Source organism: Gemmatimonadota bacterium, from assembly GCA_009838645.1.
Taxonomy (GTDB): domain Bacteria; phylum JAAXHH01; class JAAXHH01; order JAAXHH01; family JAAXHH01; genus JAAXHH01.
In genome coordinates, this window is record VXRC01000001.1 from 74,517 (window position 1) to 100,085 (window position 25,569).

The following is a 25,569-nucleotide window of genomic DNA, read 5'->3' on the forward strand; positions in this document are numbered from 1 at the left end:
GCAAAAGGCTCACCTCCAATGAACGACACTGAATACCTGTTGGAAAAGATGACGCGGGCTTTCGAAATGAGAGAGGGCAGGAAGTTGACCTCGCTCGAAAATCTATTCCTGAGAGCCACGGCGCACGACGCCACGGACCTGAGCCATGCCAGTTGCGACGTCCCCCGAATGAAAGCCCTGCTCAAGGAAAGCCCCTCGCTTCTCGAAACGGTTGGTTCGGTCGCGCTCTCGATGGCGGCCTCCTACCACGGCACGCTCGAGGCGGTCCGCTTCCTGCTGGATCGCGGGATTAACCGATTCTACGACTGCGAGACCGGACTTGACAGAAAACACCAGCACGAGCCGGTAACCAAGGCGTTCTACCACGGAAACTTTAACACCTTGCGCACGGTATTCGAGGCCGGTGTCACCGACGCCTCCGTCATCAGCACGTCTCACGTGGGATGGCCGGCGAACACCTCGCTGCTGTTCTGGGCGGTCGGCAGACCTGTCGAGTACACCGAGTTTGCGCTCGAGTACGGCGCCGACCCGGAAGTGCCGTTCTCCGGGAACGGGGAGCGAGGAAACACGCCCTTGCAGGAGGCGGCGGCACGCCGCGGGACCGAGCGCTGGAACTCGATGGTGGCGGACACAGTCCGTGCTCTCCTCGAGCATGGGGCGTTCTACGATATCTTCTCGGCATGCGGGTTGAACGACCTCGAGCGTGTGCGCGAACTGGTTGGGGAGGATGCCACGGCGTTAATGCAGAGAGGGGAGGCGAAGATGACGCCCCTGCACTGGGCGGCACGCGCGGGTTCAGCCGGGTGTGTGAAATGGTTGCTGAGGAACGGAGCCGAGGTCGACGCCGAGACCGTCACGAAACGAACTCCCCTTCACCTGGCCGCTGAGAGGGGTCAGACCGAGCCGATCCGCCTGCTTGCGGAGCACGGAGCCAGCTTGAATGCACAGGATAAAAAGGGCCGCACTCCCCTCCACCGCGCTGCCTACGAAGGCCGGCTGGAAGCGGCGGAAGTGCTCATCGAGCTGGGTGCGGACACGAAGCTGGAAACAAAAACAGGGAAAACGCCGCTGCAGGTGGCACGGCTGGACTGCAGGCAACTGAATGCATGAGTGTGGCCGGAGGGGTAAACGGGGAAAGGGCTGCGGCCCTCCCCAGCGCCACTGGCGAGACTTTATGTACAATAGGCATTTGGTCGGGGCGGAAGATGACTGAGAGGACTTGCACGCTGTTCGCGAACACTACCAGATAGGTCGCTGGATTATGATTGGTCATTCATTTGGAGCCGATTTAGTACTGGCCTATTCGATGCGACATCCCGAGCACGTGCTTGGGCAAGAGGACAAGCTCAAGGATATCTTAAGGGGATTCGTAAAGAAATTTGCCCGCAGCACATAACACGTCCGTGCCTATGGTTTGTTGCTGTTGGTAGGGCACTTGACCTTTGCGGTCGGGGCGTCGCGCAGGAATCCGGTCAACGCGCTGAGACAGGGGTGATTGAGCGGTAGGAGATCGACTGGGAAATGTCCGAATACCAGAACTTGAAGCTGGTAATCCTGTCCATCCTGGAGATTTCAAAGGACGCGGTCCACATTCATATAGGATTGCTCGTGTTTTTTGCGGGCGTGGTCCTGTGGAGAAAAGGCTCATTTGATGCTTGGTGTCTGATTCCTGTGGAAATTGTCGCATCCTTGATGGAGTTGCTCGATCTTCGAGATGATTACACCCACCAGGGTAACATTCGCACGGCCGCCCTGACGGCAAGTGTACACGACTTACTCAATACGATGTTATGGCCGGTGGTAATTGTAGTACTTGCCTGGCTGGGTAAACTGAAAGATCGGGTGAATAAGTAGGCACCATTTCGGAGAAAAACTTGGATTGGGTACTTGATTTCTATTCCAGGCAACACGCCGCTCTTGCGCATGAAGGGGCGGAAGACAGTGCGGCGTACTGTGCACGAAAAATGTCTGTCATAAACCGGTTAATTCCAAACACCGGCACCACGCTGCTTGAATTGGGAGCGGGCAATGGAATGAATGCCATTGCATGCGCGAATCTGGGTTTCTCGGTGACCGCTTTGGAACTGATCCCGGAATGCTGTGAAAGAATCAAAGAACACCTTTCCTCTATCGGTACGAACCGTGGATCCTTACGCGTAATTCAAGGAGATTTCTTTAGAGTCGATCTCATTGATCGGTTCGATTTAGTTACTTACTGGGATGGATTCGGGACCGGAACGGACGAAGACCAGATCAGATTGTTGAATCGAATCTCGAACTGGATGAAACCAAATGGCAGGGTTCTAATCGAAGTCTATTCACCTTTGTATGCTTCCAAGTCAACAGGTAGGAAAGTACAATTCAAAACCTGTGCCCGCATCTATGACTTTGATGCACAAAACGCTCGATGGTTGGATACCTGGACCTACGATGACGGAACCTCTTTAACCCAATCGCTCAGGACTTACCTGCCGCCCGATCTGCGGTTGCTGCTACGAACAACTGATTTGGATATCGAACACATCGAGACCCGCGACGCTTGGGATTGGGAAACTGAGTCCCTGGCAAAGACAGCACCTCTCGAGTCGGCCATCAGCTACGTAGTTTGCCTCAAAAAGGCCACCCACTCCAGCAACTGAGCATGTAGTGCATCCGCTTAAGTTCCGGAGTAGTTGCTTCTCGTCAACCACACCCTCGGCCCGAGGTGTTCATGGTATTTCATTATCTCAGAATCGCACTGCGTAACATGATCCGGCTGCCGGGTTACGCCGGCATCAACATCCTCGGACTGGCAATCGGCATCACTGTTTGCATGCTGATTCTGCTGTATATCCAGAATGAACTGAGTTACGACCGTTATCATGAGCACGCCGACAGGATCTACCGCGTGGTTAGTGACAACTCCTTGGTAATAGGCAACTCCGCACGCACGCCGCCCGCAGTGGGACCAACGCTCGAAAAACTTTTCCCGGAGGTAGAGGATTATGCCCGGATGCGGGGCACAATCAATATCTGGATGATGTCTTACAATGATAAAGGGTTTTACGAAAGTAACGTCTACAGGGTCAGTAAAGACTTCTTTGATGTCTTCACCTTTCCGCTTGTACGGGGCAATCCGCGAACCGCGCTGGACGACTATGCCCATTCGGAACAGACGGTTGTCATCAGTGAATCCATGGCGATCAAACTCTTCGGCGATGAGGATCCCATTGACAAGCGGATCCGCGCCGACGACGAGGAAGATCTCCGGGTGACCGGTATCATGAAGGATGTGCCTGCCAATACCCACTTCGCCGTCGACTATCTCGTATCTGAGAATCTCAACGTGAACAATACGCGCGAGCGTTACGCGACGAGTTGGTACAGCGCGAACTTCTTCACCTATGTCCTGCTGTCGGAAGGAACAGATCCCATTGCCTTGGAAGACAAAATAGCCCGGTGGGCAGACTCCTATGAACCGTTGATGGCGCTCAATGAGCGAGGTCAGCCGCTGAATCTCCGGCTGCAGCCTGTGACCGACATCCACCTGCGGTCGCAACTGGAACAGGATATGGCCGGCAACAGCGATATCAGTTATATCTACATGTTCTCGGTTGTCGCGTTTTTTGTCTTACTGATCGCCTGTATCAACTTCATGAATCTGGCTACGGCTCAATCCATATACCGGGCCAGAGAAGTGGCCATTCGGAAAGCGGTCGGCGCGCAGCGGGGCGAGTTGATGTTACAGTTTATGGGCGAGTCCATGTTGTCGGCCGGATTGGCCTTTTTGTTGGCCTTGGGTCTCTTGGCAGCCATCCTTCCCTGGTTCAACACACTGGTTGGAAAAGCCTATCAGATCAACTACCTGGACAACCCGGAATGGTTGCTCTGGTTTATGGGCATTACATTGTTTGTGGGGCTGTTGTCCGGCAGCTATCCCGCCCTGTTTGTCTCGAGATTTCATCCGGTGGGGATTTTTACGGGCGAATTGACGGGCGGAACCTCGGGTCCCACGCTGCGCAAGTGCCTTGTGGTAGGTCAGTTCACGTTGTCGATTCTGCTGATCATCAGTACCGCTATGGTGTATCAACAACTGGATTACATGCAAAGCAAACGGCTGGGATTCGAGAAGGACCAGGTCGTGGTGATACCACTGATCGGAGGTGCGGAGCGGGATTTCAATGCCTTCAAGACACAGCTTTCCCGGAGTCCGCATATACAGGGGGTTACCCGGTCCGTACTGATGCCGGGACGCATGGCCAGCTCTGCCATAATGCCTGCCTTTCCGACGCGTCTGGCGGATCAGCCTGAAGAGAACACAGCCAGGATTCCCGCCTTGTTTGTATCTGCCGATTTCGAAGAAACCCTCGGCATCAAGTTGCTTGCCGGTCGCCCGTTCTCCAGTGTGCTGACCGTTGATTCGCTCATCGCGGTCATCGTGAATCGGTCCGCGGCTGAACGGCTGGGCCTTGCCACACCGGAAGAAATCGTTGGACGTCGTATACACCCTGGACGATTTACGGGCCCTCCTGTCAGAATCATTGGCGTGGTTGAGGATTTCCATATGCAGAGCGTTCACAGTACAGTGGGCCCCATGCAGTTGAGGTTACTAAAACGCGGTGGCGGCGGCCAGGCGGCGGTAAGGTTGCAGGCGCAGAATATCCCGGGCGGGATTGAAGCGATTGAAGAAACTTGGGCCTCAGTTTTCCCCCACTACCCCCTTGCGTATTCATTTCTGTATGAAGACTTCGACCGGCTTTACCTTTCGGAGCGACGCGCGGGAAATATGCTCGGCGTCTTCAGCTTTCTGGCCATCTTCATCGCGTGTCTGGGCTTGTTCGGCCTGGCTGCATTCGCCACCCGGCAACGAACGAAAGAGGTTGGGATCCGTAAGGTTATGGGCGCTTCGGTGGCGCGAATCGCCTTTATGCTCTCCAGGGATTTCCTGATATTGGTGGCGATTGCCGTGCCGGTCGCCTGGATCCTGGCCTACTGGGCCATGAGCAACTGGCTGCAGAACTTCGCGTACCGGGTCGATATCGGTCCCGGATGGTTCCTGATCGCCGCATTCCTGGCACTGGCCATCGCCCTGGTTACGGTCAGCGCAAAAGCAGTCACCGCCGCGATGGTGAATCCTGTGGAGACCCTTCGATCTGAATAGGGTCGGCGAACCGTAACGAACTGACACTTCAATCATGTAATGCACATATGATCCGCAACTACCTCACGGTCGCCCTGCGCAACCTCCTCAGACAACCCGTCTATTCCCTCATCAATATCGTCGGACTCGCCATCGGCATGGCGGCATGCATGCTGATCGTGTTGTACATACAGGACGAGCTCAGCTACGACCGCTATCACCCGGACGCGGATAGGATTTACAGGATCGTCGACGATATCGAAAGCGGCGGGCAGACCATCCGGACAGCGGGATCGCCCTTGAGCTGGGCGCCGGCGCTGAAGCAAGACTATCCCGAGGTCGAGCGGTTCGTTCGGATGCGGGGTACGGCCTCTTCCTGGCTGTTTCATAGAGAAGAAATGCAATTCTATGAGAAAAAAGTCATCTGGGCGGAAGACGGCCTGTTCGACCTGTTCGCTATCCCCCTGGTCGCCGGAGATCCGAATACCGCGCTGGTAGAACCCTTTACGATCGTCATCTCGGAAACGATGGCGGCCAAGTACTTCGGCGGTGAAGAAGCCATGGGGCAGATTCTGGGCGTGGATAACACCTACGATTTCAAGGTCACCGGAATCATGCGGGACCTGCCCGCCAATACCCATATGCGGGCGGACATGTTCACCTCCTATTCCTCCCTCGCCACCATCGGCAGTTACTACCGGGTAAACTGGGAGGTTCATGACAACTTCTACACGTACATCCGGCTACGTGAAAACGCGGATCCGGATGATCTCGAAGCGCGGTTTCCGGACTTCCTCGAAAAGTACGCCGGGGAGAAATACCGCGAATCGGGCGTCGTGCTGAGGCCGTCGCTGCAACCCGTCGTCGACATCCACCTTCATTCTCACCGGGAAAGCGAATTCGAGCCCAACGGCGACATCCGCTTCGTGGTCCTCTATACACTGATCGCGTTCCTGATTCCGCTGATCGCGTGCATCAATTTCGTCAACCTGGCCACGGCCCGGTCGGCTATGCGCGCCCGGGAAGTGGGCGTCCGGAAGGCGATGGGCGCCAACCGGACCCAGTTGCTGGGGCAGTTCATGGGAGAGGCCGTCGTCATGGCGGCGATCGCCATGGTGATTTCGTCGATCCTGGTACAGCTCGCCCTGCCCGCGGTGAATGCGATCACCGGGAAGCAGCTGATCTTCCCGCTCTCGAACGGACTGCTATTGGCCGCACTCGCATTCGGTGCGATCGTCATTGGATTGGCGGCAGGAAGCTATCCGGCCGTCTATCTCTCCGGGTTTGCGCCCACCGAAGTATTGAAGGGCAACCTTGAAACAGGTACACGGGGACTGAATCTGCGAAAGGTCCTGGTCGTCGTACAGTTCGCCATGTCCATCTTCCTGCTGGTCAGCACGGCGATCATCTATGACCAACTCGAGTATATCAGTACCAAGCGGTTGGGTTTCAACAAGGAACAGGTGATGGTGCTTCCCATCACGGGATCCACGCAGCGTCGGAATACACCCGTACTGAAAGAACGATTGTCCCAGTTGCCCGGTGTGCTGGGCGTGGCCACGGCTAGCGGGGTACCGGGAATGCGGGTGATCCCGATCATGGCGGTCCGGCCCGATGGCATGGCGCCGGAAGACCACCTCATGATGGCCACGTTGCAGGTGGACGAGTCCTTCCTGGATGTCCTGGAGATCGATCTGGCAGCCGGACGGAACTTCTCGACGGACTGGGGGACGGACTCGACCACGGGCTTCCTGCTCAACGAGGCGGCCGTTCGCTACCTTGGCTGGGGAACGCCGCCGGAAGCCATAGGCAAACCGTTCGCGTGGCTGCCCTTCGGCGGGAAGAAAGGAAATGTGATCGGCGTGGTAGAAGATTTCCATCTCCGTACCATCCACGAGGAGATCGAACCGATCGTTGTTTTAACGAGTTCTTATCACATTTACGTGCTCATTCGGCTCGAACCCGGACGGATTCCCGAGACCATTTCACGCATCGGGGAGGCATGGCGAAACGTCGATGCCGGCTTCCCCCTGGAATACACCTTCCTGGACGAGGATTTCGACCGGCTGTACCAGGATGACCGGCGGCTTGGCGAGGTCTTCGCGATCTTCGCGGTGCTGGGCGTCTTCGTGGCCTGCCTAGGTCTCCTCGGACTGGCCTCCTTTTCGATTCAGCAACGCACCCGGGAGATCGGGATCCGCAAGTTACTCGGCTCGTCGGTCTCCACAATCGTCGTGCTACTGTCGAAGGACTTCATGAAATACGTCCTGCTGGGCAACGTGATTGCCTGGCCCCTGGCCTATTTCGTCATGATGCGCTGGCTGCAGAACTACGCCTACGCGGAGACCCTCGATTTCATGTGGTTTCTGGCCGGCGGTGTCGCAGCTCTGGTCATCGCCTGGTTGACCATCGGGGCGCACGCGGTAGCGGCGTCGCGAAGGAATCCGGTGAACGCGTTGAGGCAGGGGTGACGGACCAGCTACGCGAGTAAGTCCATCATGTTCAGACACTACCTCACCATAGCCGTCCGTAATCTCACCAGGTACAAGAGCTATGCGTTGAACAACATCCTGGGACTGACCATTGGGTTCGCCTGCGCCATACCGATCCTCCTCTACGTCCAGAACGAGTTGAGTTACGACCGCTACCACGAGAACGCGGGCCGGATCTACCGGATCGTCGAAGGGAGCGACGTCAAGACGCAGCCCCTGCTCGGTCCGGCGCTGCAGGAAGAATTCCCGGAAGTCGAACACTTTCTGCGCATACAGGGAACCGCCGGCATCTGGCTCATGGCCTACGAGGACAGGGTATTCTATGAAACCGATGTGGCCTGGGCCGACGAGACCCTTTTCGAGCTGTTCTCGTTTCTGCTGCTCAGAGGGAACCCAGAAACCGCTCTGAAAGATCCCTTTTCCGTGGTGATTACCCGGTCGATCGCCCGGAAGCTGTTCGGGGACGCAGATCCCATGGGGAAAGTGATCGTCGCGGATAATGGTTTCGCCGATCTGCGCGTTACCGGCGTAATGGAGGACATACCGGACAACTCCCATTTCAAAATGGATTACTTCGTGTCCCTGTCTACAAGTCCACATGTAGGCAATCCGAGGGCGTTGATCCGCTGGAGCGCGCGGTATTTCTACACCTACCTTCTGCTGACCGAAGATTACCCGGGAGCGCTGCTCGAGGATAAACTCCCCGCATTCGTGGAAAAGCATATGGGTGGTTATTTGGAATCTACAGGAGGCAGCTTCGAACCGTATTTGCAGCAGCTTACCGACATCCACCTGCATTCCCACCTGGAAAACGAGTTGGGCGTCAACGGAGACCGCACCTACGTCGCCATCCTGCTGGTCGTCGCGGGATTCGTCATCGTATTGACCTGCGTGAATTTCACCAACCTTTCGACCGCGCGCGCGATGGTGCGCGTCAGGGAAGTGGGGTTTCGCAAAGTGGCCGGTGCGCAAAGGTGGGAGCTGATCCAGCAGTCCATCGGCGAGACGATGCTGCAGGCCTTTTGTGCCTCGTCTTTGGCGGTGATCATCGTATGGCTGGTCCTTCCCACGTTCAACGACCTGTCCGGCAAACAGCTTTCGCTGGTGATGCTGGATGATCCCGCCTGGTTCGTTGCGTGGTTCGGGTTGACCGTACTGGTGGGCCTGCTTGCCGGCCTCTATCCCGCGGTATTCGTCTCGGCCATAAAACCGACTGGAATGCTGACTGGAAACCAGCCGGTTCATCGACGGCAGGACTATCTGCGAAAGGGTTTGGTCATGGTTCAGTGCACGATTTCAGTCGCCATGATCGTCGGAACCCTGGTGCTGCACCAGCAGCTGGGTTTCTTGCGAAATGTCAAACTGGGTTTTGAGAAAGAGCAGGTAATGGTCATCCCCAGCGGCATTCGCGACATTGAAGAAAGCTTTCCCGTCTTGAAACAGGCGTTGCTGCAACATCCCGGCGTGCTGAATGTGACGGATGCCAGCTCGATGCCCGGCGTCGCCGGCAGCCAGGGGTTTGTATTTTCGATGACCGCGGAAGTCTTTGAAGGCGCCGGTACCCATCCGATCGACCTCGGTTACATCGAAACCGGGTCGGATTTCGTCGAGACGCTGGGTATCGAGTTGCTTGCCGGCCGCAGCTTCCTTACGGGCGAACAGTCTAATTCGGATCTGGGGAAAGTGATTTTAAATGAAACGGCAACCAGGGCACTGGGATGGGTCGCGCCGGGGGAAGCGATAGGCAGTCAGGTCATGCTGAATAACGAGTACAGAGTGGATGTGGTTGGCGTAATGAAGGACTTTCACGTCAAATCACTACATCAACCGGTCCGGCCACTGGCGCTGCTTCATTATACGTACGGAACCACGTTTTTCGCGGCAAAGCTGAGCCCGGTTGACCTGGAAAACACGTTAGACCACATCCGGGGAACCTGGGCATCGATTCTCCCCGCATTCCCGTTGCGGTATTCCTTCGTGTCGGATGATTTCGACAGGATGTATCAAGCCGATCGCCACTTCGGGCAAGTGTGCGGAATCTTCACCAGTATCGCCGCGTTCATTGCCCTTCAGGGCCTGGTCGGCCTGGCCTCATTCGGCGTCGGACAGCGCATCAGAGAAATCAGCATCCGTAAGGTCCTGGGCGCCTCGGTTTCCCAGGTCCTCGTCCTGCTATCCAGGGAGTTTGTCGTGCTGATCGTCGTCGCCAACGCCATCGGGTGGATGCTGGCGTACTACGGACTGAGTTTCTGGCTGCAGCAATTTGCCTATCGAATCGATATCAGCGCCGACACCTTTGTGATGGTCGGTGTCCTTAGTCTGGTGGTAGTCCTGGCCGTGCTCGGTTACCGCGTCATCAGGACGGTCACGTCGAACCTGGCGGACGTGCTGCGGAACGGGTGATGGGGAAATGGGTTGTGGCGGGATTTAGATTCTTCATTTATCCTCTGCCCTACCCAAACGGGATTCCAGAGAAAGCAGAACCTTCCTGATCTCAGTACAGATCTCAATCATACGTTCCTCGCTTATGCATTCCTCCTGGGAGACGCCCAGGTAACCCATGATTCTGGCACTGCGCCGGTCGTCGGGCTGATCAGCCATGCGAGGAACGATATGGAAATGCACATGTGGATGTAGTCTGGCTTCCGAGAACTGGATCACATAGGTTTTCATACATCCGAGAACACGCTTGAGAGAAAGAGATACCCGGCGTATCAGGATACCTAATTCGACAGCTTCCTGCTCGGTTAACTCGTCAACCGACTCGATGTGTCGATGCAGAACCAGTACAAGCCATCCTGGCAGAGCCGAATTGTATGCATGCACTACGTCCCAGAAGCCAGCCTGGTAAACGTTGTCCCACAAAGGCGCATTGCCCAGCCTTCGTTGCCGGGTCATTTCGCACGTTTTGCACATTTCGCTGTTGTCCATACCAGACCTCTCGAATGGTCTCACCAAGGTAGTTGTATCGCATTTTACTATATTACCTGGTTTAACCGGGCGGTGTATAGCTGTACTTGGGGACAAGTCGTATCGGAGGTCCATACCTGTGCTTGAACCTGATACACTGTACCAACATCATCTACGCTCCCAGAAGGTTCTTGTATTCACGTATCCGTACGGAGTCCATTTGCTGAATGATCAGGCCGTCGTTTTCGATTTCTCGGTGAAAAACAAACAGGATGACACACATTGCCGCTGCTATTACTTCATGAAGCATTGGATGTCGGTACTTGTGACGTTCGATGAGTCGCTGCAATTGAAACCCGATTCCGAATTTCATTTCCCGTTTGCCTTTAACTGCGACATCACAACGCCGCATTACTGCAGTGGAAGATCACTCTACACGACGGACATTTTGCTGGACATCATAGTAAAACCGGACGGCGCCTCGTATATGATCGAAGATGAGACACAGTTTTATGAAGCATATGAAAACGGGATGTTTGGAACGAATTGGTATGAAGGCGCTTCGAAAGCACTTGAATGGTGGTGTACGTTGCTTGAGAAAGGGGCCTTCATTGATTACCTGAACTCCGTGGCGCCGTTCCCAACCAAAATGTCGGTGAATCACGAGCCTTTACTTATCGAGAACGACATAGATGAGATCCCGTTTCTGAACCACCCTCTGCATCCACGTTTTGGATAACGCATAAGAGCTATCGTTATTGTTCGGGGCGTGAGCTACGCACTGGATAAAGGCAACCATGGACTCAAGCGAAGATTACCTGGGGCGCTGGAACGATCCCGCCTATGCCAGGAATTACTCCAAATTCACCAGGGATCAGCAAGTCGATGCCCGGAAGTTCATCGATCAGCTGGAGGTCGATCGCAACAGCATCGTGGTGGACCTGGGGTGTGGTGAGGCCAAGTTCCTGGCGGCAATCTCTCCATGTATTCACACGGGAATCGGTATTGATGCCTCCGCGCATATGCTCGCTTCTGCCAGGAGATCCCTGACAGATCTCGAAATCGGTAACATCGAGTTGATCCATGCGGATTTCAGGGAGTTTGACGTGGGTTTCGAATTGGCGGACGCCGTGATGTCCAACTACGCCATCCATCACGTGCCTGATGTCGGCAAGGAGGAAGTGTTTCGCCGCGTTCATGCTACCTTGCGATCAGGCGGTATCTTCCGGTTGGAGGATGATTCATTTAACTTCCCTCAAGAGGAGTTCGAGGAGCGCGTTCCGGAAATCATGACCCAGTGGGAGTGTCACTTCGGACCGGAGGGATGGAAGTTCTTGAAGGAAAAGTTGGCGGGAGACGACTTTGAAAACACCCCTTACCTCGACGATTTGAGACGAATGATCGAAAGATCGGGTCTAACGGTAGATAACATTGTAATGCATGGACTCAATGGTGTTGAGATAACGGCCAGAAAACCCTGATACAAAATCGCATATGCAACTGACCTTTCTCGGAACCGCAGCCGCGCCTTCGATGCCGATCCCCTTCTGCACCTGCCGGGTCTGCACGGACGCCCGGCGGATCGGCGGCAAGAATCTACGCAGGAGATCGTCGCTGGTGATCAACGATGATCTGCTGGTGGACATCGGCCCCGACCTTGCCACCGCTTCGTTCCAGCACAGAATCTCACTCGCCGGCATCGGCCTATGTCTTCAGACGCACCCGCATGCGGACCATCTGGACATCGAATTCATCCTCTCAAGGCATGCCGAATACGGAACAACCGTCTCAGGCGAGTTGTTGTTTGGAGGCTCTGACGAGACCCTTCATGCGATCGAAGCGCTGGTCCGCCAACAGAGTGCATACGGGAGTATTTTCGACTTGGAAACGCAGTCTGCGTTGCAGTTGAAAATCATGTCTTTTATGTCCTTTGAATCGTACCGTATAGGGGACTATCGCGTTACCGGATATCCGGCCAACCACGGCAACGACCAGGGGTTTCTGCTTTATTCGATCGCGCAGGGAGACCAGGCCTTGTTCTATGGTACCGACACGTCGGTGTTGTCCGAGGAAGTATGGGAGCACCTTCAGCAAGATCGCATCCTGTATGACGTGGTCGTTCTCGATCACACCTATGGAATCGGTTTCGAGTCCAGGCCGGCGGACCATCTCGCGTCGAAGGATGTCGCCGTCCACGCGGATCGATTTCGCGAGGACGGATTGCTCAAGGATGGCGGCGTGGTATACGCGACCCACCTGTCCCATGAGGGGAACCGGGAACACGACGAGTTGGACGAATACGCCAGGGGGCACGGCTATCGGGTGGCCTATGACGGATTGAGATTGCAGTTGAGCGGCTGAATCAAACGCCTGTGTCTACAAACCGACAACCGCCCACGGACACCCGCCCACGGACACCCGCCCATCATTCCGAAAGACCCCAAGTATGAAATGGGACTATTACCGTCCTCATATAGACCGGAGAGTTCCCGGCAACAAAGTAGACCTGACGCCCCTGTGTAACGATGCGGAAGTCCGCAGGAACCTGATTCTCGATCTCGCCCGTCCATTCCGCAACGTCGATCTGGACAAGGTAGCGAGTCCGGAATCACTGGGCTTCATCCTGGGAAGCGCGGTAGCCCAGCGGCTGAACCGGGGCTTCATTCCATTCCGTAAAGGGGGAGAGCTTCCCATCCATCGTCAGCACCGGTCGAGGATCTCTTTTGTAGACTACACGAACAGAAAGAAGTCCCTGGAGGTGAATAAAGACCTGATAAAACCCGGCGAACGCATTCTGATCGTGGATGATGTGATCGACACCGGCACCCAGGTAAAGGCCATGATCAAGTTGATCGAACGTCTACAGGGTAAAGTCGTCGGTGTTTCGGTGCTGGTTGCGGACCGGAGCAGGAAGACCGAACGTCTGATTAAGACGCACAACGTGCACGCCATTCATATGGCGCTGGTGTGTGAGTAACATGTATGCACTGCTCGGCCAAAGCAGGATCTGTGCTCCACTTGCCGGTGACGAAGCATCTTCGCGCACCAATCGATTAGTTCGCGATCGACGAGATCATTTTGGATCAGGAGGCAGTACAGGTGGAATTAACCAAACCCAACGCTCTGTCAGAAGGTTCGAGAATCGGACTCGTTTCGCCTGCACGGGCAATACCCCTTCCGCACATGGAGGAGAGCATCACTGCCGCACAAAATCTGGGATACGAGCTTGTTGTCGGCAAATACGCTCGCGAAAAGGTGGGGTATTTCGCGGGAACTCACGAACAACGTTCCGCCGATCTCATGGCCATGTTCCAGGACGTCACGATCGAGGCGATCTGGTGCATTCACAGTGGCATAGGGGCTGAGCGGCTGTTCCCCTGGCTGGATTTCGGGATAATAAGGCAGCACCCAAAGCTACTCGTTGGTCACAGTAATATCTGCCAACTACATTTCATGCTTCACAAACATGCCTTTCCGTGGAGCATATGCTTTCAAAGTCTCTCCGTTTTCCGCCAGCAAAAACCAGAAGAGATGAAACGGGCTATGAGATGTTTCAATAAAATCGTTCGAGGCCATGGCCGTCCGTGGGATTTTCCACTTGAGGATCTGAACCCACCAGTAGAGTCACTCGTGTCGGGCCGAATACGGGCTCCGATTACTGGAGGTGGTGAAATCAATCTCACGCTGGGGACACCCTGGGAGGTCGATTTTGAAGGGAAAATCGTCGTACTGGATCTGTCCCACAGGAACATGTTGTGGTCCGGGTTTCTCACACAGTTAAATTATGCGAATAAGCTCAGAGAGGCCGCGGGGTTTATCATCGTGGCTCAAACTCATCTGGGAGAGGTGCCCGAGTGGGGTAACGTAATGGAAACAGGTTTGGTAAACGACAAACAGACCTTGAGAAGCTACCTGGACGAGTTTATAACCCCATTGAACAAGCCCACGCTCATGAATGTGCCTATGGAACACTCGAAGGGGGCCTTTCCGATACCATACGGGGCCGAGGTTGAACTGAACGCTGACGAGAAGCGCATCACGGTGCTTGAAGACATCGTTCAGCGCAGCTCCTGAATGTGCTGGAGCTTCGGTCATTATTTTCATTGTAGTTGTCTTTCTGGTAGTGAGGGAATACACGCCATGCAGTCAGCAGAAAGTCTCGTGAATCATGTCGAACCGGACGACGTCCGGCTGGTAACATCCGATATAGACAACTTCTGGCGGGCATATGACATATCGGAAGGCAAAACCACGGACGAGAAAATCGAAATCTACGAAAAGGAATACCTGGCGAAAGGTAGCATTGGTCTCAGGGATTTCGTGAAACTCCATATCCAAGATGCCGAGAAATTGGTACATGCAATTGAGGCCATGCCGAAGTACTACGCCTCCATCAGGGAAAGCTCGAATCGTGTTCTGGAGATGACGAATCGGATTCGCGGCTATATGCACGCGTGGAAGGACCTCCATACTGAAGCCGTTTTTCCCGACGTGTATTTCGTTATAGGTAGAATGATGTCCGCCGGTACTTTTTCGCCGAATGGGCTGCTCATCGGTACCGAGATGCTAAGTTGTACGGACGATCTACCGGAAGGAGAATTGTCACCGGTGTACATAAACCTTGTCAAACCGATTGAGTACCTGCCCTATGTGGTTATTCACGAGCTAATCCATCCCCAGCAGCAGTACGATTTTGATGGCAACACGCTTCTGGGCCAATCCTTAACGGAAGGGGCGGCCGATTTCCTTGGAGAACTTGCCAGCGGCGGATTTCTGAACCAACTTCAGCACGAATACGGAAGGATTCACGAATCGGTGCTTTGGGATGATTTTTCCAAAGTAATGCTTGAAGACAACATGAAAAACTGGCTCTACAACTATTATGAAGATCTAGGTGATCGGCCACCTGATATGGGTTATTTCATGGGTTACAGAATATGCGAATCATACTACGAGAAGATGGACGACAAACGACAGGCCGTTAGAGATATACTGGCCATCAAGGATGGTCCCGATGCGCTGCGATTCCTGCAAGAAAGTGGATACGGTCAATAAGTTTCGAGTATCTGTAGTGTCTCGTCTAGAAGGGGCAACGTGACGTCAAAACCTAATGAGTCACTCGACCAACTGGTGTTGCTGTTGGAAGAACGGATCCCTGGAACAATGCATGAAGCCAACGTTCCCGGTCTCTCTTTCGCGTTGATACAGAACTGGGAGACTGCATGGACGCAAGGCTTCGGCGTGATGAACGCGGAATCACGTGAACTCGTAAATCCGGGAACTGTTTTCGAAGGCTGTTCATTAAGCAAGCCGGTTTTCGCATATGCTGCGCTAAAACTTTGCGAAACGGGTAGTATTGATCTGGACAAGCCACTTTCCCAGTACCTATCTGAGCCCTATGTTCCCAATGAGCCCAGGGTTCAGACGATTACCATGAGGCAAGCCCTCGCTCATACCGCCGGTTTCCCTAACTGGCGCCCGGACTGCTGGAATGAGGAAGGATGGAATCCTGAAGGCAAACCACTGCAAACCTTTTTTGCACCTGGCGAACGTTTCAGCTATTCCGGTGAAGGATACATGTACGTGCAGCATGTTGTCGAGCATGTAACGGGACAGACTGGTGAGTCTTACATGCAGTCCGAGTTGTTTAAGCCGGCAGGAATGAAGTCCAGCACGTATCTATGTACAGCAGATCAAGCGACTGACCTGGCGACCGGGCATGATGAACACGGGAGACCGGCCAAAAAACAGTTGTACAGGTCCATGTGTTCCGCCGCCAGCCTTCATTCGACGCCTTCGGACGTCGCAAGAATCTTGTGTGCATGTATGCGTCCTGACTCGGGCGCTTCGTGGCATATCAACGCCGAATTGGCGAAGGAAATGACCACCGCACAGGTCCCGATAAACGATTCTGCTTCGTGGCATGACAATTGGCCGGATGTCCCGGTAAAGGATGATCCTTTTGTTTCCTGGGGACTTGGCTGGGCTACCCAAAACCATAACGGGCTGAAAGCTATCTGGCATTGGGGTGACAACGGTCCCTTCAAGGCATTTGCGATAGGGTATCCTGAAGAGGGAACGGGTCTAGTGGCCATGGCCAATGGATCGAATGGCTACAAGCTTTGGTCCGCGTTGTGCAGTATGGCATTGGGCGGCGAGTACCCCTGTATCGACTGGTTGAATAGGGTGGTGTATAGCTGATTGCGGTGCACTAGTTCGAGACTTCGGATCCTCCGTTTTAAACGTGTTGTCTTGTGCCGAGTTGTGCAGTGGTTTTCGGAGACTGCCGGAATTCAAAGGTGAAACAATGAAAGAGTCCCCTGGTCGTCCAGTCGCACTAGTTACCGGAGTGAGCCGCAAGATTGGCATCGGCGCAGCTATCTCTCTGGCTTTAGCGAAAGCAGGTTGGGATGTGGCGACTACTTACTGGCGACCGTACGATGCTGCCATGCCCTGGGGTAGCGATGATAACGAAACCGTTAAAATCACCGATCAGATCCATGGCTTCTCAGCAAAGACAATTTCCATAGAGGCCGACCTGTCAGACACCGCGTCACCGAAGCGTCTTTTCGATCGTGTCGAAAGTTCTCTTGGATCAGTAGCCGCTCTGGTTATGGCTCATTGTCATTCAGTAGACAGCAGCATCAAGTCCACCACAATCGAAAGTTTCGATCTGCATTTTACGATAAACGCTCGAGCTACGTGGCTGCTGATCCGGGAGTTCGGGAAACGTTACCAGAGGGAATACGGACGTGGACGAGTTATCTCGATAACGAGCGATCATACAGCGCACAACTTGCCGTACGGAGCCAGCAAGGGAGCCATGGATCGAATCGTCCTCGCGGCCGCGCAGGAATTCAGGGACCAGGGAGTCACGGCGAACGTGATCAATCCGGGCGCGACTGACACGGGCTGGATGTCGGATGATCTGAAGGAATACGTACTACATGAAACACTGCTCGGACGAATCGGCCTTCCTGAAGACTGTGCCCGTCTTGTCAGTTTTCTTTGTTCCGAAGAGGGTGGTTGGATAAACGGCCAGTTGATGTATAGCAATGGCGGTATTCGGTAAGGATACCCACGTCTACAGACTTTCCGATAGTAACAGATAATGACCACAGAACCCGAAAATCAGCACGTCCACATCGGCGCCTATGCGTTGTGCCGCGACCCTTCCAGCCGCCTGCTCCTGGTTCGCGCGACGGCCGGTCTCGAGGACGGAGGCCTGTGGACGATGCCCGGTGGCGGGATCGAATGGGGCGAACATCCGAATGCCGCGTTGCGCCGCGAGCTGGAAGAGGAGACCGGACTCGTGGACATCAAGGCGTACCACGTGGCCGCCGTGTATTCCCATGCCTATGAAGGTCGAACGGATTGGCAAGGCGATCCGGTACACCACATCGGCATCGTCTATGAGGTCGTGCTCGCGGCGTTCGACCTGAGACCCGAAAAAGAAGGATCCACCGATCACTGTGAGTGGCTGACCGAAAAACGGATTCGGGAATTGCCGCTTGGACCGTTAGCCGAGTTCGCCGTCGAACTGGCATGGCAAAAAACATAGCGGCAGGTTATCTTTAAAAATCAGAATTCGAGGCCATTAAATCATGAAACCCGCTCCACTAAAGAAGACCATCTCTTTTGAGGACTTCGAAAAACCCGACATCCGCGCCGGTACGATCACCGCGGTCGAAGAGGTGGCTGCATCGAACAAACTCATGAAGCTGACAGTCGACTTCGGAGACCACACCCGGTCGATCCTTGCAGGAATCAAGCAAGAGCGCGCAAACCCAAATGAAATCGAAGGTAAGCAAGCCCTCTTCGTGGTAAACCTGGGCGAGCGGAAGATGGCTGGGGAGGTTTCCCAGGGCATGCTCTTCGACATAGGGTATGCGGACGGGCTCACACCATGCCTGTTGGTACCCGAACGACCTGTGCCGGATGGTGCCAGGGCGGGTTGACGCGATCAAAGCATGAATGGAGGTTGCATGGCGTCCAAAATTTCAACCGGTCAAAATCGCGAGCACGCGCGCTACGGGGCCGGCACGCAGGAGGATTTCGACGGTCCGCTGCCGCAACCCTTTCCCCGGGAGATCGGTCCGCGCGCCATGGAGTACCTGGCCGAAGTGGTGGATTCCGGCCTGACCTGCGACATGGTGGGCCGGTTCGAGCGGGCCTTCGCCGAGGCCAACGGCGTCGCCCACTGTATCGCCACGCCGGGGTGTACGCCGGCCCTGGCCGTGCTGGCCGCGGCCTTCGACTTCGAACCGGGCGACGAGATCATAGTCAGCTCGGTCAGCGACTTCGGCACCGTGCAGGGCCTGATCAGCGCTGGATACATCCCCGTATTCGCCGACACCGCGCCCGGTACAATCAACGTGGGCGTCGAGACCATTGAGGCGTGCGTCTCCGATCGCACGAGGGCGATTCTCGTCGTGCACCTGAGCGGTCTGATCTGCGACATGGACGCCATTAACGAAGTCGCTGCGCGCCATGGTCTGGTGGTCTACGAGGACGCCTGCCAGGCGGTCTTCGGCCGCTACAAGGGACGCTATGCCGGCACCCTGGCGACGGCCGGGGGCTTTTCCTTCGACGCCGAGAAAACAATGGGCTCCGACGTGGGCGGCTGCATCCTCACCGACGACGATGAACTGGCCGAACGGGCGCGGTTTATCGGCCAGAGCCGGGCCGGAGAAATGGTGGAGCACTTCGGTCGAGTGCACACGGCCAACGGCTTTGCCCATCGCATGACCCAGTCCACCGCGGCCATCAGCCTTGCCCAGTTGGAGATCATCCGGCCACAGGTTGAAAAGCGCGACCGCATGATCCGCCTGCTGAGCGCGCTCCTCGACGAGATTCCGGGCATCACGGCATTGCCGATCACTCCAGATACCGAAGTATACTCCTGTTGGATGGCGGGATTCACCATCGACACGGACCAGTTTCGATGCGACTTGGAGGCGTTCGGCGCCCGGGTGGCGGCCGGAGGCATCCCCGGGGCGAGTCCGATGCGCTACTACCTGCTGCCGGTGGCCCTGCCCTTCCTGAACGAGGCGGCAACGCGGCAGCGATTCCCCTATTCGCACCCACCGGCGTCCCGCACCTACCGATATGACGCAGAAAGCTGTCCGAACGCCCACGAGATACTGGAGCGCTTCATCCGCTGGAGTTCATTCTGCGATAAGTACGAGCCCCACCACTGCGAACAGGCGGCCGCGATCGTACGCCGCGTCGCGGAGGTGAACCGGCGATGAGCGAAAACGACGGAGATCACTCGGTGGAGAAAACGCTCCAACTCGCCGCCCGGTACTATCGTTCCGTGCCGACGGACCGCGCGGGATACGAGGAAGTCAACCTTTCACTGCCCTTGGAAAAGACCGCCCTGGTCGGCATCCACTGCTGGAACATCGGCTGTCCGGATGGTCCGGCCACGGACGCCAACTACTGCGTCGGCATGGGCTGGCCCCAGCCAACGCAGGAGGCTGCCCGCATCATGGCCGAGGTCATCCGGCCGGCCATGGACCTGGCGCGTTCCATCGGGATGGCGGTCTGCCACGTCGAGACGGACTGGATGGACCGAAAGTATCCCCACATCGAGTCACGGCGGTCGGACGCGGCGGCATCCGTTCACCCGGTCAGGCAGGAACTGTTCGAACGGGCCCATGGCATCGACTATATGGAGCGCTCGCCCCTCGCCGAGATGCGTCGCGCCGAAATCGTTTCTCCGGTCGGTGACGAGCCCCTCGTGTTCTACTCCGACGCGCTGGACGACTACTTGCGCGGACGCGGCATCGACACGCTCATCTACATGGGGTTCGCGGCCGACATGTGCCTGCTCGGCGCCGAGGGAGCCGCCCGGCCCATGCTGGCGCGCGGCTATCGTTGCGTAGTGATGCGAGATGCGACCGTCGGCGTCGAGTCGCCGGACACGTTTCCGCAGCGGCTGGCGACCAACTATGGGCTCCACATCTTCGAGTGGACCCTCGGCCACGGCTGCACTTTCGCTCAGTTCAAGCAGGCAATAGAGCAAATTCAGGACGATCCGTCCACCTGATGTGAGACACGCGCCATGAGCCTGAGCATCTGTCCCTGGAAATACGGCAAACGCTGGGTTTACTCGATCACCTATGACGAGGCCCTGGCCGACCTGCATCGCTTCGCAATTCCCATGCACGAGGAGTACGGCATCCCGGGCCACGTCGAGGTCGTCGTCGGCCAGATGGGCGAGATCCGGAACATCGGCAACTCCAGTTTCAACGGATATCGCCATATGAACGCGGATGAGCTGCGCGACCTGCTTGCCCGCGGGTGGGGCGTAGGCAACCACTCTTGGAGCCACGAGGTTATTACGCCCGAGATGGTGGACCAGGAGATCGGCCAAGCCAGGCAGGTTCTGGAGGAAGCCCTCGGTGAGCCGATCATCCTGTACTGCTCACCCGGGGACAACACCAACATGGCTGACCACGTCCTCGATGCCTGCCACCGCTACGGCTACCTGGGCGCCATGAGCCTGACGGATGCGCTGAACCTACCAGAAGACGAACTGTTCTGGATTAATCGAACTCCGCTACACGACCACTACTACCCGCCCTTCTACAGTGCCTACGATCCTTTCCGGAATATCCGCCAGGCCCAGGCCGTGCAGGGCTGGCTCATCGATTACTGCCACTGCCCGCTGGAGACGCCCGTCCATCCCAACAAGGACTGCTCCGAAGCCCAGCTCAGGCAACGCCTTGAAACGGTCCTGTCCGAGGGAGGCGATTCGGTCTGGTGCGCGGTGCCCGAGGAAGCGCTCAGCTATCATCTGATGCGAAAGCACGCTCGGATTGAGAAGGCGGGGGGTGAGGGCGACTCGAAACGCTACCGAATTGGGCTGCCGGATTTGCCCGACCAGGTCCCGTACCGCAGTCTGACCATGGAAGCCGGTGTCCCGCCGGCCTGGTGCCGCGATCCCCGCGTCGTGGTGTACGGTGTGGAACTGGCCGCAGAAGTCGTACGGCCCGGTGTGCTGCGATTCACGGCGCAAGTGCGAGACGGGACAGTGGTCGAGATGGGTGACCGACCGATATCCTGAATGGTTCCAATACGTTCACGCACGGCCTTGCTTAGTACATCCCGCCGAACATCCACGAATCCGCTATATCGAAGGAGAGAAATCCGCCATGATTTCACGTCTATTCTTCACACTAGTTTTTGCGCTCTGCTGCAACCTGCTGATCGACCACCCAGGCACTGCCCAAACCTCGGAACGACAGGCAGAAATGCGCCTGGCACCAACCAGCAATGGAGAGACCAGCGAGATGAATTACCTCCTTTATTTGCCATCGGCATACGAAACGAACGAGCAGGAATGGCCGCTGCTCCTCTTCCTGCATGGCGCAGGCGAGCGTGGGGACGATCTCGAACTGGTGAAGGTCCACGGTCCGCCGAAGATGATCGCGGAAGGCGAGGACTTCCCCTTCGTGGTCATATCACCCCAATGTCCTGAAGGTGTGTGGTGGTCAATCGAAACGCTTCATGCGCTGATCAACGAAGTCGTCGAAACGCATCGCATCGATACGTCCCGGATCTACGTCACCGGTCTCAGCATGGGTGGATACGGGTCCTGGGGACTGGCCTACACCTATCCGGACCTGTTCGCCGCGGCCGTTCCCATCTGTGGGGGCGGGGAGCCGGAGAAGGCACCGCTGATGAAAGAGATTCCGACCTGGGTATTCCACGGTGCGAAAGACGAGGCCGTACCGCTCCAACGATCGCAGGAGATGGTCGATGCGCTTGAGGCTGCCGGTGGGGATGTCCAGTTTACCGTGTACCCGGAAGCGGGACATGTCGGGGCATGGGAAAACGCGTACGGCGATCCCGAACTCTGGGACTGGTTGGTGAAGCAGCGGCGGGACTGAGAGAGAAACATCCTACTTCATTCTGAACTTGACTAACCCCTGATTCCGCAACCAGGCATCAAAGCATTTCGGTTGTGGGATTGAATTCCCTTACATACGACTTTCTAAATATGTAAACGGAATTGGAAAACAGGTTTATATTGCCTCGTATTGAGAAATCGACCGCGAACAGGGAACTGGAGCAACTGTGCCACAGAGTAAAACAAAGAAAGGGTCCTTAAAGCGGGACTGGATCTCGCCACCCGGCCACACCATAGCGGACTTGCTTGAAGAGCGCAATTGGACGCAAGACCAGCTGGCGGATCGGCTAGGTGTGTCGCGCAAGTATGTGAGCAAGCTAGTGACTGGAAAGGCTACGTTCTCGGAAGCGAATGCCATCAAACTGGCACGCGTGCTGGGAAGTACGGTCGGATTCTGGCTTAAACGGAAAACATGTTACAGGGCGGCTCTTGCTGATCTCCACGCGATCTAGCACCTATGTGATGACGTGAGTTGACGGTTTGAAGGTCAGATACGACTGGACGTGACTGCTCCCGTGATCGAGCTATCCTCAGATAGGCCGCAGTATCCCACCTCGGCCCCGCGAAACTTCAAACGCATACGCACGGCCGCCCGCACTCAGTCTGAACCGGTCGTCCACCTGGGAAATTCGAGCTTTCGACGAACTGTCGCTAAATGCCAGGACCAGGATGTCACCGTCCGTACCCGCCACCAGCCGCGTTGATGGCTCGGTAGCATCCGGGAGAAAGCTGACCAGGCTGCCGGCTGCGAGCCCCGGAGGCGCATAGGGCACCTCTTCCTTCCGAATGGTCAGGCCGCTACCTAGTACTGAAATCAACTCCACCTCCCGAGATCCCGCACCAAGGCGAGCGCGGTCTCCCTCCAGGCCGAGCAGTTCCACGGGATTCAGCTTGTAGGACAGCTCGCCGCCACCGGTCTCGGGTCCCAGGCCAACGGCCGGGTCCACCGTGAGCCGGCGCCTGCCCGGGCATCGAAGGTCGATCAGGGACAGATCGCAGTCCGCGGTTACTCCGGGCGTCTGTATCGAGCCGCCAAAGGCAAGGGCGGTATTGGGCCTGGCGTAGAACGTGCGCGGCTCCTTCCGCGAAGCGAGTCCCTGCGAGTCCCGTCCCAGCTCGCCGAAGACCGCCGGGTCGTCCAGTCGATTCGATTTGCCATCAAGGGCGATCTCCATCCACGGATTGGCGCCGCGCCGGTTGAAGCCGTCCCAGGCGATCTGCGCTTCGTGCCAGGTTCCCACGCCTGCCGTACCCGGCGCATGCACGGTAACCAGGTTGCTGTTCTGGCTTTGCACGCTGAAACACAATCGTCCGTCCGTGTCGACAACGAGGGCGAAGGTGTTGACCCCCGTCCCGAAATGCCCGCCGACGCCGTTCCCTGCATTGAACAGCACCCGGGGGCCGCTCGCGTTTTCGAGTCCGCTCGCATTTTCGTGTGCGCTCGCGCGTCCCCGAAGTCGGAAGCGAATCCGCAGGCGTCCCCCATTCGCGCGGAACCAGCGTTCCGCTTCGTATTGCAGGACGTCGCCGCCACGCAGCCGGATCAGCGAACTGCCGTCAGCGACTACCCGCACACCGCGCGGTCGACGCCTCAGCGCCACGAGCAGGACCGGATCATCTCCGCGAGAAATCCAGTATTCGTGCTCAGTCCGCCGGGAGGAGACGCGCAACCGCTGCCAGTCCTTCGTGCGCTTCAGGCCACCCAAATTGGCGACGTTCTCGTTCTGGCCGCCCACGCCGGGCAGGCTGCCGCAACGCACCGGCTGGGCCTCGAAGGCACTGATGGTACGCAGAAGAGGACTGCCCGCCCACTGAACGTGCAGGTCCATGAAGCAGGCGGCCAGGCCGCCGTCGTACCCGCTGACACAAAGTATAGCCGCTTCGGGATCATGACTGCTGCGCATCACGGCGAAACGGCCCGTGTACATGTCGAAACGACCCGCCAGCGTCGTCACGCGCCGCGCCCTGTTCGGCCGAAACGCGGGATCGTAGTAACAATAAGCGTACGGCCCGTAGGAAATCATACACTCCGCCGTCGTACCCCTGACGCTCATTCCGAAGCGATACAGCCGGCCCAGGCGGGGATCGGAAAGGGCCACGTCCCGCAGCCTCCCGTCTCCGGCTTCCTGGGCCAGCCGCAGGAGGACCGGCGAATTGACGTTGAGCTGGCCACCGAGCAGGACGTTTGCATTGGGGGGATAGTAGACCATATCTGGAATATCGCGAGGCGCCGTCCAGTGGGCGCGGAACCAGTTCAGCGGCAGTCGCAGCCTGGCGGGTGCCTCGCTTAGCAGGTCGACACCGGTCACATTGCGCATTGCATCGGCGAAATGCAGCAGCCAGAGGTTTTCAAATCCCCAGAATGTGGGACCGTCGATGGGCTCTCCGCCGGGACCGCATCCGTTGGGCAGGAGGGCGCCGCGGAAACGATCGACAACCGCCTGTACCCAGGCTTCCGCCCGGGGGTGTTCACCCAGCAGGTGAACCGCGGCCACGCCGAAGTGTCCATAGTCGACGACGGTGTGGTGCCCTCCTGCCGTGTAGTGCCGTCGTTCGTCCACGTACGGCCACCAGCGATCCATCAGCCCCACGAGGCAGTCGCGGACCTGGCGCTTCTCTACATCCGGCAATACCTCGTCCATCAGGTCGAGAGCAAGCGCGAATGCCTGCATATACCGGTTGACCGTGTAGAAGTGCTCCTCCACGTGATCGCCGTGGTCCCAGTTCGCCGCGGCCCGCAGCCATGCGCGGGCCTGTCCGAGCCAGCGTGGGTCGCCCGTAAGTCGCCAGGTGAAGGCGTAATTCTCGATCAGGGCCGTGGCCTGCATGGCGGTATAGAAGGTCAGGTAGAGCTGGTGGTTGGGGTGAGGGCTGTGCGCCCGACGCGGAACCCGTCGCCAGGGACGCTGGCCTGCAAACAGTTCACAGTCGTCCAGGAGGTTGGAGAGGATGCGACGACGGACCGGATCGGCCGGAGCCTCGTATCGGAAGCCAGGATCGTCGGCCGGCCTGAACAACCTGGGCATTTCGAGGCGGATAACAGGGATCGATGCCTGTTGCGATGTGTCGGTCGTATGTTCGGGAGCATGGGCGGGCATCGTCAGTTTCCGGAATTCCAAAAGACAGATTTG

Annotated in this window: 24 protein-coding genes; 22 read left to right on the top strand and 2 right to left on the bottom strand. The window is 56.8% G+C overall.

Annotation, left to right across the window (positions count from 1 at the left end; genetic code table 11):
- The first annotated feature begins 18 nt into the window (after nt 1–18).
- From F4Y38_00370 to F4Y38_00400, 7 genes are all read left to right on the top strand, one after another.
- The gene (locus F4Y38_00370) at nt 19–1,110 is read left to right on the top strand and encodes an ankyrin repeat domain-containing protein (GenBank protein MXY47728.1); all 1,092 of its coding nucleotides are present in this window, start codon (nt 19–21) and stop codon (nt 1,108–1,110) included.
- A 109-nt stretch (nt 1,111–1,219) separates the two neighbouring features.
- Complete coding sequence (locus F4Y38_00375) at nt 1,220–1,396, top strand: alpha/beta fold hydrolase (GenBank protein MXY47729.1); 177 nt, start codon at nt 1,220–1,222, stop codon at nt 1,394–1,396.
- Nucleotides 1,397–1,521: 125 nt separating this feature from the next.
- Nucleotides 1,522–1,854, top strand: coding sequence for a hypothetical protein (locus F4Y38_00380; GenBank protein ID MXY47730.1), 333 nt, complete (start codon nt 1,522–1,524; stop codon nt 1,852–1,854).
- 20 nt (nt 1,855–1,874) lie between these two features.
- A complete protein-coding gene (locus F4Y38_00385; GenBank protein ID MXY47731.1) occupies nt 1,875–2,639 on the top strand; it encodes a class I SAM-dependent methyltransferase in 765 nt (254 codons plus the stop codon).
- A 71-nt stretch (nt 2,640–2,710) separates the two neighbouring features.
- On the top strand, nt 2,711–5,140 hold the full coding sequence (locus tag F4Y38_00390) for an FtsX-like permease family protein (GenBank protein MXY47732.1): 2,430 nt from the start codon (nt 2,711–2,713) through the stop codon (nt 5,138–5,140).
- A 47-nt stretch (nt 5,141–5,187) separates the two neighbouring features.
- On the top strand, nt 5,188–7,590 hold the full coding sequence (locus tag F4Y38_00395; GenBank protein MXY47733.1) for an FtsX-like permease family protein: 2,403 nt from the start codon (nt 5,188–5,190) through the stop codon (nt 7,588–7,590).
- 27 nt (nt 7,591–7,617) lie between these two features.
- Nucleotides 7,618–10,014, top strand: a complete 2,397-nt coding sequence (locus F4Y38_00400) for an FtsX-like permease family protein (protein MXY47734.1) — start codon at nt 7,618–7,620, stop codon at nt 10,012–10,014.
- 33 nt (nt 10,015–10,047) lie between these two features.
- On the opposite strand, the gene F4Y38_00405 is transcribed toward F4Y38_00400, so the two are convergent.
- Nucleotides 10,048–10,542 (bottom strand): HIT family protein, encoded by a 495-nt coding sequence (locus F4Y38_00405; protein ID MXY47735.1) that lies wholly within the window; start codon nt 10,540–10,542, stop codon nt 10,048–10,050.
- 199 nt (nt 10,543–10,741) lie between these two features.
- On the opposite strand from F4Y38_00405, the gene F4Y38_00410 reads away from it, so the two are divergent.
- The 15 genes from F4Y38_00410 to F4Y38_00480 all read left to right on the top strand — a co-directional run bounded on the left by F4Y38_00410 (nt 10,742) and on the right by F4Y38_00480 (nt 22,890).
- Nucleotides 10,742–11,260 (top strand): DUF402 domain-containing protein, encoded by a 519-nt coding sequence (locus tag F4Y38_00410; protein MXY47736.1) that lies wholly within the window; start codon nt 10,742–10,744, stop codon nt 11,258–11,260.
- Between the two features lie 58 nt (nt 11,261–11,318).
- Complete coding sequence (locus tag F4Y38_00415) at nt 11,319–12,002, top strand: class I SAM-dependent methyltransferase (protein ID MXY47737.1); 684 nt, start codon at nt 11,319–11,321, stop codon at nt 12,000–12,002.
- Nucleotides 12,003–12,015: 13 nt separating this feature from the next.
- Nucleotides 12,016–12,882, top strand: a complete 867-nt coding sequence (locus F4Y38_00420) for a hypothetical protein (GenBank protein ID MXY47738.1) — start codon at nt 12,016–12,018, stop codon at nt 12,880–12,882.
- An 85-nt stretch (nt 12,883–12,967) separates the two neighbouring features.
- Nucleotides 12,968–13,498 (top strand): adenine phosphoribosyltransferase, encoded by a 531-nt coding sequence (locus F4Y38_00425; GenBank protein MXY47739.1) that lies wholly within the window; start codon nt 12,968–12,970, stop codon nt 13,496–13,498.
- A gap of 122 nt (nt 13,499–13,620) precedes the next feature.
- Nucleotides 13,621–14,595: an LD-carboxypeptidase gene (locus F4Y38_00430; GenBank protein MXY47740.1), complete on the top strand. Its 975-nt coding sequence runs from the start codon at nt 13,621–13,623 to the stop codon at nt 14,593–14,595.
- Between the two features lie 66 nt (nt 14,596–14,661).
- Entirely contained in the window at nt 14,662–15,576 is a 915-nt protein-coding gene (locus F4Y38_00435; GenBank protein ID MXY47741.1) for a hypothetical protein, read from the top strand.
- A 39-nt stretch (nt 15,577–15,615) separates the two neighbouring features.
- Entirely contained in the window at nt 15,616–16,722 is a 1,107-nt protein-coding gene (locus F4Y38_00440) for a beta-lactamase family protein (protein ID MXY47742.1), read from the top strand.
- 106 nt (nt 16,723–16,828) lie between these two features.
- Nucleotides 16,829–17,593 carry an SDR family oxidoreductase gene (locus F4Y38_00445; protein MXY47743.1) on the top strand — a complete coding sequence of 255 codons (765 nt, stop codon included), beginning with the start codon at nt 16,829–16,831 and terminating at the stop codon, nt 17,591–17,593.
- Nucleotides 17,594–17,632: 39 nt separating this feature from the next.
- Nucleotides 17,633–18,082 (top strand): NUDIX domain-containing protein, encoded by a 450-nt coding sequence (locus F4Y38_00450; GenBank protein ID MXY47744.1) that lies wholly within the window; start codon nt 17,633–17,635, stop codon nt 18,080–18,082.
- A gap of 43 nt (nt 18,083–18,125) precedes the next feature.
- The gene (locus F4Y38_00455) at nt 18,126–18,479 is read left to right on the top strand and encodes a tRNA-binding protein (GenBank protein MXY47745.1); all 354 of its coding nucleotides are present in this window, start codon (nt 18,126–18,128) and stop codon (nt 18,477–18,479) included.
- Nucleotides 18,480–18,491: 12 nt separating this feature from the next.
- Nucleotides 18,492–19,772 carry an aminotransferase class V-fold PLP-dependent enzyme gene (locus F4Y38_00460; protein ID MXY47746.1) on the top strand — a complete coding sequence of 427 codons (1,281 nt, stop codon included), beginning with the start codon at nt 18,492–18,494 and terminating at the stop codon, nt 19,770–19,772.
- Nucleotides 19,769–20,572, top strand: a complete 804-nt coding sequence (locus F4Y38_00465; GenBank protein MXY47747.1) for a cysteine hydrolase family protein — start codon at nt 19,769–19,771, stop codon at nt 20,570–20,572. Before F4Y38_00460 ends, F4Y38_00465 begins: the two co-directional genes overlap by 4 nt.
- A 15-nt stretch (nt 20,573–20,587) precedes the next feature.
- Nucleotides 20,588–21,592, top strand: coding sequence for a polysaccharide deacetylase family protein (locus F4Y38_00470; GenBank protein ID MXY47748.1), 1,005 nt, complete (start codon nt 20,588–20,590; stop codon nt 21,590–21,592).
- A 187-nt stretch (nt 21,593–21,779) separates the two neighbouring features.
- Nucleotides 21,780–22,418, top strand: coding sequence for a prolyl oligopeptidase family serine peptidase (locus F4Y38_00475; protein MXY47749.1), 639 nt, complete (start codon nt 21,780–21,782; stop codon nt 22,416–22,418).
- Nucleotides 22,419–22,605: 187 nt separating this feature from the next.
- Complete coding sequence (locus F4Y38_00480; GenBank protein ID MXY47750.1) at nt 22,606–22,890, top strand: helix-turn-helix transcriptional regulator; 285 nt, start codon at nt 22,606–22,608, stop codon at nt 22,888–22,890.
- A 78-nt stretch (nt 22,891–22,968) separates the two neighbouring features.
- Here the strand turns inward: F4Y38_00480 and F4Y38_00485 are convergent, their stop codons facing one another.
- Complete coding sequence (locus F4Y38_00485; GenBank protein MXY47751.1) at nt 22,969–25,536, bottom strand: hypothetical protein; 2,568 nt, start codon at nt 25,534–25,536, stop codon at nt 22,969–22,971.
- Between the last annotated feature and the right edge of the window lie 33 nt (nt 25,537–25,569).